At 32.6% G+C, this 13,421-nt stretch carries 12 protein-coding genes and 2 pseudogenes; 8 read left to right on the top strand and 6 right to left on the bottom strand.

Annotation, left to right across the window (positions count from 1 at the left end; all coding sequences use genetic code 11):
* Positions 1 to 26 precede the first annotated feature (26 nt).
* From tnpC to ACQ654_RS06295, 6 genes and pseudogenes are all read left to right on the top strand, one after another.
* The gene (tnpC, locus tag ACQ654_RS06320) at positions 27 to 1,514 is read left to right on the top strand and encodes an IS66 family transposase (RefSeq protein WP_430409482.1); all 1,488 of its coding nucleotides are present in this window, start codon (positions 27 to 29) and stop codon (positions 1,512 to 1,514) included.
* Positions 1,515 to 1,701: 187 nt separating this feature from the next.
* Positions 1,702 to 2,055 (top strand): annotated as a pseudogene (locus ACQ654_RS06315) (IS3-like element ISElsp1 family transposase); the annotation flags it as partial.
* A 26-nt stretch (positions 2,056 to 2,081) separates the two neighbouring features.
* Positions 2,082 to 2,436: pseudogene (locus ACQ654_RS06310) on the top strand (transposase); the annotation flags it as partial.
* A gap of 351 nt (positions 2,437 to 2,787) precedes the next feature.
* Positions 2,788 to 5,277: a zinc-dependent metalloprotease gene (locus tag ACQ654_RS06305; RefSeq protein ID WP_430409481.1), complete on the top strand. Its 2,490-nt coding sequence runs from the start codon at positions 2,788 to 2,790 to the stop codon at positions 5,275 to 5,277.
* A 135-nt stretch (positions 5,278 to 5,412) separates the two neighbouring features.
* On the top strand, positions 5,413 to 6,678 hold the full coding sequence (locus ACQ654_RS06300; protein ID WP_430409480.1) for a Y-family DNA polymerase: 1,266 nt from the start codon (positions 5,413 to 5,415) through the stop codon (positions 6,676 to 6,678).
* A gap of 11 nt (positions 6,679 to 6,689) precedes the next feature.
* Positions 6,690 to 7,130 (top strand): LexA family protein, encoded by a 441-nt coding sequence (locus tag ACQ654_RS06295; RefSeq protein WP_430409478.1) that lies wholly within the window; start codon positions 6,690 to 6,692, stop codon positions 7,128 to 7,130.
* A gap of 144 nt (positions 7,131 to 7,274) precedes the next feature.
* Here ACQ654_RS06295 and ACQ654_RS06290 read toward each other — a convergent pair whose 3' ends face one another.
* From ACQ654_RS06290 to ACQ654_RS06275, 4 genes are all read right to left on the bottom strand, one after another.
* Positions 7,275 to 9,167 carry a flavin monoamine oxidase family protein gene (locus ACQ654_RS06290; protein ID WP_430409477.1) on the bottom strand — a complete coding sequence of 631 codons (1,893 nt, stop codon included), beginning with the start codon at positions 9,165 to 9,167 and terminating at the stop codon, positions 7,275 to 7,277.
* Positions 9,168 to 9,331: 164 nt separating this feature from the next.
* Positions 9,332 to 9,949 (bottom strand): TlpA family protein disulfide reductase, encoded by a 618-nt coding sequence (locus ACQ654_RS06285; RefSeq protein ID WP_430409476.1) that lies wholly within the window; start codon positions 9,947 to 9,949, stop codon positions 9,332 to 9,334.
* 217 nt (positions 9,950 to 10,166) lie between these two features.
* Positions 10,167 to 10,595 carry a DUF4268 domain-containing protein gene (locus tag ACQ654_RS06280; RefSeq protein ID WP_430409475.1) on the bottom strand — a complete coding sequence of 143 codons (429 nt, stop codon included), beginning with the start codon at positions 10,593 to 10,595 and terminating at the stop codon, positions 10,167 to 10,169.
* A gap of 102 nt (positions 10,596 to 10,697) precedes the next feature.
* Positions 10,698 to 11,075: a Fur family transcriptional regulator gene (locus tag ACQ654_RS06275; protein ID WP_430409474.1), complete on the bottom strand. Its 378-nt coding sequence runs from the start codon at positions 11,073 to 11,075 to the stop codon at positions 10,698 to 10,700.
* Positions 11,076 to 11,148: 73 nt separating this feature from the next.
* On the opposite strand from ACQ654_RS06275, the gene ACQ654_RS06270 reads away from it, so the two are divergent.
* On the top strand, positions 11,149 to 11,565 hold the full coding sequence (locus tag ACQ654_RS06270; protein ID WP_430409473.1) for a MerC domain-containing protein: 417 nt from the start codon (positions 11,149 to 11,151) through the stop codon (positions 11,563 to 11,565).
* Positions 11,566 to 11,588: 23 nt separating this feature from the next.
* Complete coding sequence (locus ACQ654_RS06265; protein WP_430409472.1) at positions 11,589 to 11,891, top strand: hypothetical protein; 303 nt, start codon at positions 11,589 to 11,591, stop codon at positions 11,889 to 11,891.
* Between the two features lie 72 nt (positions 11,892 to 11,963).
* On the opposite strand, the gene ACQ654_RS06260 is transcribed toward ACQ654_RS06265, so the two are convergent.
* Positions 11,964 to 12,635: a ZIP family metal transporter gene (locus ACQ654_RS06260; protein WP_430409471.1), complete on the bottom strand. Its 672-nt coding sequence runs from the start codon at positions 12,633 to 12,635 to the stop codon at positions 11,964 to 11,966.
* Positions 12,632 to 13,363, bottom strand: a complete 732-nt coding sequence (locus ACQ654_RS06255; protein ID WP_430409470.1) for a class I SAM-dependent methyltransferase — start codon at positions 13,361 to 13,363, stop codon at positions 12,632 to 12,634. The genes ACQ654_RS06260 and ACQ654_RS06255 overlap by 4 nt, the downstream gene beginning before the upstream one ends.
* Between the last annotated feature and the right edge of the window lie 58 nt (positions 13,364 to 13,421).

The following is a 13,421-nucleotide window of genomic DNA, read 5'->3' as shown; positions in this document are numbered from 1 at the left end:
CGAAGTAGTTTTCGTATTTTTAATCCGTGGAAAAACAGACGGAAACACTTATAAATCTTGATGATTATGTTCCTAAAAGGAAGTATGATGAGCTACTAGGAAAAGTTACCCATTTAGAGCATCAACTACTAGAACTCAAACGTCTTATTTTTGGCACTAAGAGTGAACGTTTTATTCCATCGGAATCTAATCAACTTGGATTATTTACAGAAGTAATCTCAGAAGATGTTCCAGTATCAGAACAAAAACAGGTGAGTTATAGCAAAACTATAACCAAAGAGAAGAAACATCCTGTTCGTTTACCATTAGCTCCACACTTGCCAAGAGTTGAAGAAGTTATTGAGCCAGAAAATATCATAGAAGGTAGTGTTAAAATTGGAGAAGAAATCACAGAACTATTGGAATACACTCCGCAGAAAGTGTATGTTCGAAAAATAGTTCGTCCTAAATATGCATTACCAAAGGACTCAGGAATTAGTATTGCGGAGCTACCAAGCTTAATCTTACCTAAGTCTAATGTAGGAGCTGGGTTATTAGCGCATATTTTTGTCAGTAAATTTATTGATCACTTACCTTTCTACCGTCAACTACAAATATTAAAAAGACAAGATGTTGTTATTGCATCAGCAACCATATCTGGCTGGTTTACTAAAGCGTCCCAGCAGTTGGAAGTATTGTATAAAGTTCATAAACAATTAATATTGCAATGTGACTATCTTCAGGCAGATGAATCAACAATCAAAGTACAAGACAGTCATAAAAAAGGGAGTACTCATAAAGGCTATCATTGGGTATTACATGCTCCAGTAGAAGGATTAGTACTTTTTGAATATGCACCTAGTAGAGCAGCAGAAGTTCCAGAAGTACTATTACAAGAGTTTAGAGGAACATTACAAACTGATGGATATACTGCCTATAAAAAAGTGATTGAAAACTATGGCTTAAAACACTTAGCATGCATGGCACATGCTAGAAGATATTTTGAAAAAGCACTTGCTAATGATAAGTCAAGAGCCAGTTATGCATTGGAGCAAATCCAAAAACTCTATAGTGTAGAACGAAAAATAAAAGAGCGTAATCTAAACTCGAAAACGATAACACGTTATAGAGCATTATGCGCTAAACCTATTTTAGATTTATTATACACTTGGATGCAAGATCAGTACACTAAAGTACTTCCTAAAAGTGCTATAGGAAAGGCACTTACTTATAGTCTAAAATTATGGGAGTCACTTATTGGTTACATCGATAATCCAGTATATTGCATTGATAATAACCTAATAGAGAACTCAATACGCCCTTTAGCCCTAGGTCGCAAAAATTACCTCTTTGCTGGCAATCATAAAGCAGCACAAAATGCTGCGATGATGTATTCTTTCTTTGCTACTTGTAAAATCAACGATGTAAATCCATATCATTGGTTGCATGATGTCTTTAAAAGATTACCAGAGCATAAAGCCAATAAATTAGAAGAATTACTGCCACAAAATTGGAAGAAACAACAGCTTTCTTAACTGTTAAAAAAATACCTTTTTCTCAATAAAATCTCTCTTAAGCTAACAATACTTTAAAATCAGATACCTATCCAAGAACTAGGAACACTTAAACTTCTACTTGTTAATGGGTTGCGTTTTTTCATAACTAACTTTATGTAAAATACAACATCTAATCCTAGACGTAGAAGACCGAATGCTTACAAATATGTCAATATCAAAAGGAATTAAAAAATCATCTTTACCTTCTCAAATATACGGCGAGGCTTTCAAGCGTCAAGTTGTTAGTGAATACGAGCGTGATTTATATACCAAGGCAGAATTAAAAAGACGATATCTTATACGAGGTCATTCTTGTATAGATGATTGGTTGATAAAATAGGGTAAATTTACCTATGAAGTAAAACCTACTTTAGGTCGTCCAATTAAAGATCCTTAAAAACAACGTATCAAGGAGCTCGAAGCTGAGTTAGCAAAAAAAAGAAGAAGAACTACGAGTGTTCAAAAAGTTTATGGATTTAGCTGAGCAAGAACTTAATATTTCAATCGTAAAAAAGTCTGGTTCCAAGCAGTAATTCCTACTAGTAGTTTACTTATCTAAGAACTAAAGTAACTACCTATTATTTACATTTGATTACAGATGCATATTCCATGAAAATAGTAGGATATAAGTTAGCTAATAATTTAATGGCTAGTACAACTTTTCAAGCACTGAAATTAGCAGTTAAATCGCGAAAATACAAGCAATAAACTCATTCATCATTCTGATAGAAGCTTACAATATTGTAGCAAAGAATATACAGGTATTTTAAAAGAGAATCATATTCAAATTAGTATTACAGAATCGTATGATCCCTATGAAAATTCAATAGCAGAAAGAGTCAATGGAATTTTAAAAGATGAGTTTGGATTAGTAGTGATATTTGAGAATTGTCAAAACTTAGAAACATAAACATAAACAAAACAAAACAAAACAAAACAAGCTACAACTTTTTATAATCAGTTGAGACCGCATTTATCCATAAAAATGCTTACTTCTAACAAAGCACATTTACAAAATTAAAATACAATTAAAATCATGGAAAAAAATAAATCGAAGTAAGAATATTGTTACTTCGATTTAACTATATTTAATCCCAATTAATCAGTCAACCTTTTTCAGGACAACTCAATCATATTATCAAAGACTAGATACTCATAAAATCTAGTTAAAGATATCTTAAAGTAGCTTTGATATTAAGTATTAATGTAATGTTATTAGTAATTTAACGGCTCAAACCAATTATTCATAACTATGTTAAGAAAAATACCATTATTTCTACTTGGAATTTTGCTTATTTCTGTTACTTCCTGTTCTACTACTAAGAAAGCTTCTGCTAGTAAGAAAGGGGCAGTTGCGTCAGCGAAACCAAAGAAAAAGCCGAAAAAAGGAGCAATTCAGCCCTACGGTAAAGTAATTACAAAAGATGCTAAAAGTGATCCAGGTTTATTTACCGTTCACGAGTTAGATGATAAGTTTTACTACGAAATCCCAGATTCTCTTTTTAATAGAGAGATGCTGATGGTGACACGGATTGCTAAGACAGCTTCAGGACTTGGTTTTGGAGGTGGAAAGCAAAATACACAAGTACTTCGTTGGGAAAAAAATAGAAAGCAAGTTTTATTAAGAGTTGTATCACATAATGTAGTGGCTGCAGATTCTTTACCTGTTCATGAAGCCGTTGAGAATTCTAATTTTGAACCTATCCTGTATTCTTTCCCGATTAAGGCATTCAGTAAAGATTCATTGAATACTGTAATTGAAGTAACTCCTTTGTTTTCAAAAGATGTAAAAGCTTTAGGTATTCCTGCTTTTAGAAGAAGACAATATAAAATTACACGATTAGATGCTACTCGATCATATGTAGATAAGTTAAAGAGTTATCCTTTGAATATTGAAGCAAGACACGTTAAGACATATAATGCAAGTGCTCCACCATCTAACGGAAGTATAGGCTCTATTACTGTTGAAATGAGTAATTCTATGATTTTATTACCAAAAGAACCAATGAAAAGACGTCATTTTGATAGACGTGTAGGTTGGTTTGCACGTGGTCAAGTTGATTATGGATTAAAAGCTCAAGAAAGCAAACAAATTCGTTTTTTAGATCGTTGGAGACTTGAAGTAAAAGATGAAGATCTTGCGAAATTTAGAAGAGGAGAACTCGTTGAGCCTAAGAAACAAATTGTTTATTATATTGATAGAGCAACACCTGATGAATGGAAACCTTATATCAAACAAGGAATTGAAGACTGGCAAGTTGCTTTTGAAGCGGCAGGTTTCAAAAATGCAATTATAGCTAAAGATCCTCCAACAGTTGAAGAAGATCCCGATTGGAGTCCAGAAGATGTACGTTATTCAGTTGTACGTTATTTAGCTTCACCAATACCAAATGCAAATGGACCTCACGTAAGTGATCCACGAAGCGGAGAAATTCTTGAAAGTGATATCAATTGGTATCACAATGTCATGACATTATTAAGAAACTGGTTCTTTATTCAAACAGCGGCAATCAATCCTGATGCACAATCACTTGAATTTAAAACTGAAGTTATGGGACGTTTAATTCGTTTTGTGTCGGCTCATGAAGTTGGTCACACATTAGGTTTACCTCATAATATGGGAAGTAGTGTTGCATATACAGTTGAAAATTTAAGAAGTGCTGAATTTACAAGAAAGTACGGAACAGCACCATCTATTATGGATTATGCTCGTTTTAATTATGTAGCACAACCAGGAGACGAAGGTGTTGCATTAATGCCAAATATTGGACCTTATGATAAGTATTCTATTAATTGGGGATATCGTCCAATTTTAGATGCTAAAACTGCAGACGACGAAAAATCAACGTTAGATAAGTGGATTCTTGAAAAAGCTGGAGATCCAATGTACAGATTTGGAGCGCAACAAGGTAGAGATATCGTAGATCCAAGTTCTCAAACAGAAGATTTAGGTAGTGATGCAATGAAAGCTAGTGATTATGGAATTAAAAATCTTAAGAGAATTGTTCCTAATTTAATTAAGTGGACAGCAAAAGATGGTAAAAACTACGATGATTTAGATACAATGTACGGACAAGTATTAGGTCAGTTTAACCGTTATATGGGACATGTAGCTTCAAATATAGGAGGTGTATATCAACACAACAAAACATATGATCAAGAAGGTGCCGTATATACACATGTGGATAAAGCTGATCAAAAGAGAGCTTTAAAGTTTGTAAATGATCAATTATTCAGCACACCAGAGTGGTTATTGGATGATAATATCTTCAACAAAACAAAATCCTTTGGAATTACCGATAGAATTAGAGGATCACAAGTACGTGCATTGAATAATGTTTTAAGTTTAGGTAGACTTTCACGCGTTATGGAAAACGAAACCTTAAATGGAAATGACGCATATTCTATATTAGAATTAATGCGTGATTTACGTAATGGAATTTGGACAGAATTGCGTTCAGGTAAAAAGGTTGATGCATATCGTCGTAACTTACAAAGAGCTCATATTGATAGATTGGAATACTTAATGACTGCTAAAAGTCAAACAGGATTTGGTAGATTTGGAAGAAGATCTACGCCACTTAATACAAGTCAGTCAGATTTACGTGCTGTTGTAAGAGCAGAACTAAACACATTAAAAAGTAATGCAAGAAGCGCCATTTCACGTACAGGCGATTCTATGAGTAAAATACATTTAAGAGATATTGTAGAACGTATTGATATGATCTTAGATCCAAAATAATACATTTCTCACATACATTATAAAAAGCAGCTTTCGAGCTGCTTTTTTTATACTGCAAAGACAGGAATAACTTCTAAAATCTTCCTGTAAAGACTCAAAATACACTTAATTTTATATACATTTTCCCCTTAATATATGTATGCAATAATTGACTGTAACAGTTTTTTCGCTTCTTGCGAAAGAGCTTTTGATCCTGGCTTGATAGGAAAGCCGTTGGCAATACTATCCAATAATGATGGTTGTGTAATCTCTCGAAGTAGAGAAGCAAAAGCGGTAGGAATTCCTATGGGCGCACCGCTTTTCAAATACAAAGAAATCATCGCACAAAAAAATGTTCAAATTCGATCGTCAAACTATTCTTTATATGGCGATATGAGTGAACGCATGATGAAATTACTTGAAAACTTTTCACCTGAAGTAGAAGTTTATAGTATTGATGAAGCGTTTTTAAAATTGCCTGAATCTGATGATTATCAAAAAGTAGGTTGTGACATTAAAAACTATATCTATCAATGTACTGGAATACCTGTAAGTGTTGGCATTGCACCGACAAAAGCACTTTCCAAAGCCGCAAATAATATTGCTAAGAAATTTCCAGAAAAAACTACTGGTTACTATGTAATTGATACAGATGAAAAACGAATTAAATTACTTAAATGGCTTCCTGTAAAAGATATTTGGGGAATTGGATTCGGAAATACCAAGCGTTTGCAAACGAAAGGCGCACAAACTGCATATGAATTTACAAAACTAACGGACGATTGGGTAAAACGTAATATGTCTATTGTCGGGTTGCGATTAAAAAAAGACCTAGAAGGCGAACCCACTATTTTGTTAGAAGATGAATTGCAAAACAAAAAAGCAATTGCAACGACAAGAAGTTTTGAATTTACATTTTCCGACAAGGAAAACATGAAAGAACGCATTGCAACATTTGCATCACGCTGTACAGAAAAACTACGAATGCAAGATTCTTCCTGTAACATCGTTATGGTATATTTAAAAAGCGATCGTAACAAACGAAACGAATCACAATATAGAGCCAAAAGAATTGTGACATTGCCGTATGCAACCAATTCAACATTAACCATTAATCAATATGCGCAAAAAGCATTAAATGATATTTATAAACCTGGAATCAAGTACAAAAGAGCAGGTGTTATTTTAATGGGATTGGTAAAAACAGATGCTTTACAGTTAGATTTATTCAAAAATGAAGATCCAAAACATAAGCAACTGATGGCGGCAATGGATACATTAAATGAAAAATACCATGGGCGAAAAGTAAAAATGGCAAACCAAGATTTGCAACGAACTTGGAAAATGAGACAAGCACATTTATCTCCAGAATATACTACGAAATTCAGTGACATTATTATTTTAAACTGTAAAACAATATAATTGTGGAGAAGATGAAAAAGAAAGAAAATAGCAAGCTACTGACGTTTTACAAGTCAATACAAGGAAAAATACAACTTGAATTTGTTTCAGAAGGAATTTCGGCAGGATTTCCGTCTCCAGCAGACGATTTTCAAAATAAACGAATCAGCTTAGATGAACAATTAGTAAACGATGAAAGTTCCACATATTATGCGCGTGTAAGTGGCGAATCTATGATTAATGCTGGCTTAGATAATGACGATTTATTAGTTATAGATAAAAATATTATGCCAAAAGATGGAAAAATTGCAGTCTGTTATGTAGATGGAGAGTTTACAGTAAAACGGCTTAAAATTACCAAAGAATGCATTTATCTCATACCAGAAAATGACAACTATAAACCAATTAAAGTAACCGAAGACAAACAATTACTTATTTGGGGAATTGTGACTTATGTGATTAAGAAAGTATGACTTCAACTTCGTTCAGTCATCTTTTTATACATAAAATCTCTATTATTTCATTTTAAAAAAACAATAGGAAGTAACCTTTAAAATTTCAAGATATATATTGAAATTTTAAAAGTTACTTCTTAGAAACTATATATAATTTAAAAACTATCTTCCTTCAACCAATTGCGCAGTATATGGTACTTGGCGTAATTTTGGAGCCTCAAATCCTTCCATATCTGTACAGAGTCCAAAAGCTATCAAGGCAGATGCAATGGCGCCTTCTTGCCAACCTGGTAACGAAGAAAGCTGATCTCCAATAATATAAAAGCCATGATCACCTTCTTGCAAAGTGTTAAAAACCCACTCGGCTGACTCATGTGGTGGATGTTCATTTGCAGAACGGTTTACCATTTTACGTTTTCTAATTCGGAGAATTTCATGATAATTTAAATTCGGATCTTTTGTCTGATCGTCAATCTTTATCCAATCTACCCAACCGCCGCGTTGTGTTTTAATATTTTGCCAAGCTACAGTTAATCCATGCTTAAGTTGATCTGCAAACGCTTTTCCGTGTAACTGTTCGGCACCTTTTCTTGCTTCGTCCAATCGCCATTGTGGTTCTTGATTTCCCCATTTTTCTGCATTGCCCGAAAAATTATATGCGCCAGTTAAAATTCCTAAGTTTTGATGATAATCATTAGAAGGATACCACATTTGCACCATAGGATTTTTAGTCCAAGAGATTCCTCCAAAAATAGGAACCGTATTTTTATTTTCAGGATCTTGCCAATACTTTCGCTTACTTTGCCAACCTACTTTTACCGTCGGACGTAAAAATTCTTTATGATCAAAAACAGTGCGCAATGCTTTTTCAAAATCTGAATTTGTAAATAAACCTTTCGTAATTTTATCTTGCAATAGTGGAATTGGCATATTGCTAAAACATTTATGCGCTGTTTTTGTTTCAGTAGTATCTCCATTGGAATAACGAACATTGTATTGATCTCCTTTTCTGGAAATTTCCGTTACGGGCGCATTCAAAATAATAGTTCCACCTAGTTTTTGTACTTCTATGGCTAACGCTTTCACAATCATGTCCATTCCGCCAACAGGTTGAAACGAAGTTTGTTGCCACAAAAAATCATCAGGTTGGTAAAAGCTTAATTTCCAAAACTCAGAATCTAACATTGTCGTAAAATCAAGTTTCGGAATAATATTTTCTTCTTCACCCAACATTGTTTTTCCGGGTAATTCTGTATATCCAGATCGAGATGTTTTTTCAAATATTCCACTTTGGCTTAAGTTACCAAACTTCTTTACCCAATCTTTAAATTTCACTTCATTATCTTCACTTTCATCCAACGCTTCTATTAACGGCTGTACAAATCTTAAGAATTCTTTATACTTTGTAGCATCACCACTTTGCTCAATTGTTTTTAACAATGCTGGCAATGCATGTAAAAACTGAGAAAAATATCCTCTAGGATCATTTGCCAATCTACGATTTACAATAGCTTCTGGATTTCCTTTTGCATCTACAAACTTTTTTCCATCATATACAACATTCGATCTGCTTTGCATCACATACACTTCTAGCTTTACACCAAGTGTTTTACAATAGTTTAAAACATCACGATGTGCTGACGGAATTCGTCCTGGACCGCAATTTAAATACGGTACGTTGTACATATCTTCCACCGTAAAATTACATGTTTGTGTATAGCTTGTAGTTGGTTTGTTTTCTGGATTCTCGGTAAAACTATCGCCTGGTCGTACTGTTAAACTTCGTCCACCGACTCTGTTTTGCGCTTCTAAAATGGTTACTTTATATTTTGTATGCTTTAATAATTCACAGGCAATAGACAATCCTGCTACACCAGCGCCAAGTACTACAGCTTCTTTACCTTCGCCTACAGAATCGTTAATAAGTTTGTGTCCACTTTGTCGTTTTAGAATTTGTTTTTTGTCAGGAGTTGTGGTCAACATTTCAAGTTCACCTCCGTTTTGATCCGTTTTGCGTAAAAAAGTTACTGTTGAAGAAAATTCATTTTCATCCATAATTTTAGGTTTTTTTGGTAGTTAACTAATAAGGTATGATTGTTAGTTTGTAGAAAGTTACCAAAAAAAAACTAGAAATTGTAGTATTAGTATGAAGGAAGTGTTAAGATATAACGCTCAGGAAGCTTTTGTAATAGGAGTGAACTAAATTAAAAATAAGATAATTATTTCTTCAATAAAGCATCAAGAATAGTTTCTAAATAGCTGAGATCATTTTCGGTAAAATCTTGTATTTTCTTTGTCTTTTTATCAAAAGTAGGAGGAATTCCAGCGCCGATATACTGAATAATTCCATTTTTATCCACTATAATAATTTTTGGATAGGCTTTTACGCCTAAATCATTCTTTAAAAAAGCTTTCGCATTGACCAAATGATCAAACGTATACGTAGTAGTTTTTAAAAATTGGGCTACTTTTTCTTTAGAGTCAAAAGTAATTGATCTAAAATCAACCTGATCTTTATATTTTTTGTGTATTATATTTAAAAGTGGCATTTCGCGTCGGCACGGAACACAGTTTACAAACCAAAGATTAATAAAGGTTATTTTACCTTTAAAATCTTTTTCAGTTACTTTTTTACCTTCTAAGTTTCGTAATTTAAAATCAGGGAATGGTTGGTTTTCTAATTTATAAAGACGTTCATTCTTACTTGGTTTTCCTTCAAATGTATACTTAATGATATTGATAACTGAATCGTTTCTATTGATGGTATTGACAATTTCATAACTTGTCATGATTACAAAAGTGGCTTCTTCTGATTTTGAATTTAATTTTTCAATCACTTTATCCAATTCAATCTTTGTAAAAACCTTCGTACCATTTTTAGTTTTAAAAAACGCCTGCCCATGAATTGTATGTATACAAAAAGAAAAAACTAGTAGTAAAAATAGTTGCTTTAGCATTATTCAATCATTTATAAAATTTAGGAGATATGCTTGTATAATATGTTTCAATATACATTAAAAATCCGAGTAGTCTTAAAAGTAAAGCACGTCCAAACTACGCTTTAATAAAATCTTCATACTCGTAATAAAACGCTTCAAACTTTTTCATGTTTTCATTTAAGAACACCATAGTTTCTTGCCAAGTGTTTTTATTATGAATAGATACATTGTGTTTTTCTAAATATATTCTTGATATTTCTTTTCCGTTATCAAGTACATAATCTTCAGCAAATATAAGATCTGGAAGAAATTCGTCTAACAAAATACTTTTCAACGAAATCATTTTATCCCAATATTTAATACGATTTTCAATATTCTGATCTTCAATATCAAGTGAAATCATTGCTTTTCTTTTATCAAAATAAAATTTAAATGAAAAATCTTTAATCTTGGTATTGTACATAATCCACTTTCGTGGGAATGATTTTCCAAACGAAATCCAAAAGTCTTCTCGTAATTTTCTTGATTCTACTTTACTAAACATTAAAAAAATGAAATTTTTTAATTCCGCACTTCTACACTGAGTTAATCAAAGTGTACTACGGAATCTATTTATTTGTATGCAAAAGTAGTTTTCTTTTTATAATTAAAGACAGCTTTCACATTTCCCTATGAGTAATACTTGAGAAAAGTTTATTTTCCGATTAGGAATCGTCGGAATCTTCATATCAATAGTTAAACAATCTACTTTTCCACAATCCTGACATTGAAAATGTGGATGTACATCTGTATGTTTTGTAGCAGAACAACCATGACAGGTTGCATACCATTTTAGTCCGTTTTTATCTACAAAGGAGTGTACAACACCATCATTTTCTAGTCGTTCTAAAATTCTGTAGATGGTTGTTTTATTCATCTTTTCTTTTAAAAGATCAATTAGTTGTACTGCAGAAACAGCATCTTCATTATTCTTAAAAATTGCTAACAGCGTTTCTACGGATTTTGTTTTTCTAATAACTCCCATAGTACAAATTTAAGACTACTTAGTTGCATTTACAAAAATAATAACTACTTTTGCAACTAAGTTGCATTAATAAATGATTTTAAATAAAAGTAATTCAGATTTTATAGGAGCGTTGACAAGTAGTCTTTGTTTACTGCATTGTGTATGTACACCGTTTCTATTTATAGTACAAACACACGCAATTAGCCATGGTGTATCCGCTCCATTTTGGTGGAAAATGTTAGATTTTGTTTTTCTCATTATATCGTTTGTTGCCATTTATTGGTCTAGTAAGTCGACTAGTAAACGATGGTTGAAATCTATACTTTGGATCACATGGTTGTGTTTGTGCATAATTATTATAAATGAAAAAGTAGCATGGTTTTCCATTCCAGAATATGCTATTTATTTGCCAGGTATAGGTTTGGTATTGTTGCATTTATATAATAGAAAATACTGCCAATGTCAAAAAGATCAATGCTGTGCAATACATACTGAAAAACCTATGTAACACTACATTATGAACTAAATACAATGAAAAATTTCAATATCATAGTTCTTGAAAAATTTCGAAACGCTTCAAATTATCAATTGATTGAAGACGAAATTTATAATGATTTAAATGATGTTGACGGATTTTCTACATTCCGAATTGCAATTGCTATTACTTTCGAAAAAAAAAAACTTTCAGTTACGGAAGTGGACAAACAACTAGAATCGTATTTCCTATATATAGAAGAAGTACTACCTCTTCAAGACAAAAGAACTCATTTGTATATTATAGGAGGCGAGTTGGAAGATCTTCAAAACTTCACCAAGTCTAGCATTGAAAAATAACTACTTACCTTTAAAAAGTAACTAGAAGGAAGTTATATATTTTCTTCTTAAAGTGAATGAACATTTTGCGTATTATACAAAAAACGCAATTGCTGTTGCTACAACAATGACCAATAACTTTGTCAAATTGAACTTATGTCCTTCAGAACTTTCAAATAATATTGTGGTAGATATGTGTAAAAAGATACCAATAACTAACGACGTTATTTGATTTTCATAGGCTTCTAAAAATGTCAATTGCTCCGATAATAAGCTACCAAGCGGCGTCATTAATGCAAACAACAACAAGAAAATTAGTATAGACGTTCTGGACATTTTCGATTTATAAAAAAATGTCGTTAATATAATGGCAATAGGAATTTTATGCACTACAATTCCGTATACCAAATGATCATGATGGTGCATTGGAAAACCTTCTAATACAGCATGAACGCTCAAACTAAAAAATAATAACCAAGGAAATTTACTACTATCTTTATGAATATGTACATGTCCGTGTTCGGCACCTTTGGAAAAGAACTCTAGGAAAATTTGAAGCAAAATTCCTGCCATCACAAAAATACCATAACTACTTTGGTAATTGCTAAACACTGAAGGCAACAGGTTAAATATAGTAACTGCCAATAAAAAAGCACCACTAAAGGCAAGTAGCAACTTCATATGTTTCTTTTCACTAGGGCGAAAAACAGTTACAAATACAAAACCGAGAACAACGGCTAAAATAGGAAGTAAATAATGCATCATTTAAAAATCATAATAAGTCTACTGGAAGTTTTTTTATTAAACTTACCTAAACTATAATCTCCAAAAATAGCTAATAAATCAATACCAGCCGCAGTAAAATACGATTCAAAATCTTCTAAAGTCAACGCTTTTACCTTTTCGGTATAATGATGATCACGTCCGTTGGCTTCAAAACGAATATCTTTATAAATAAAACCGTCTTCTACGTACCTATGTAAGCGAAAAACGATTCCATCTACTTCTTTTATTTCATTTTCTACCAAATTATCAATCACAAAATCGGCATTCAAAAAATCAATTACACCAAAACCATTTTCATTCAATTCGGTTTTAATCGATTTTATGGTGCGCAAATTGTCTGCTTCGCTTTCAAAATAGCCAAAACTCGTAAACAAATTAAATACGGCATCAAACTGTTTCGGATACGGTTTGCACATATCATGCACTTCAAAATTCAAGGAATCATTGGCAAACTGTGAAGCAAACTCAATACTATTTGGTGATAAATCTACACCAGTAACCGTATATCCCATCTTATTCAAAAAGACAGAATGCCTACCTTTTCCGCAGGCTAGGTCTAAAATAGTACCATTTTCGGGCATATTTAAAAACTCCACCAAATGTTTCATAAAGGCTTCTGCTTCATCGTAACCTCTATCTTTATATAAAATATGGTAGTACGGTGTATCAAACCACGATGCGTACCAAGTTGTTTCGTCTTTCTGCATAATATTTTGTTGTTCCTGCAAAGGCAGTAATCTATTGTTAGTTTGGCATACTTAGCCT

Origin of the sequence: Kordia sp. (assembly GCF_965283645.1) — a bacterium.
Taxonomy (GTDB): Bacteria; Bacteroidota; Bacteroidia; order Flavobacteriales; family Flavobacteriaceae; genus Kordia.
Note: the sequence above shows the minus strand (reverse complement) of the source record. Positions and strands in the feature narration are given on the sequence as shown.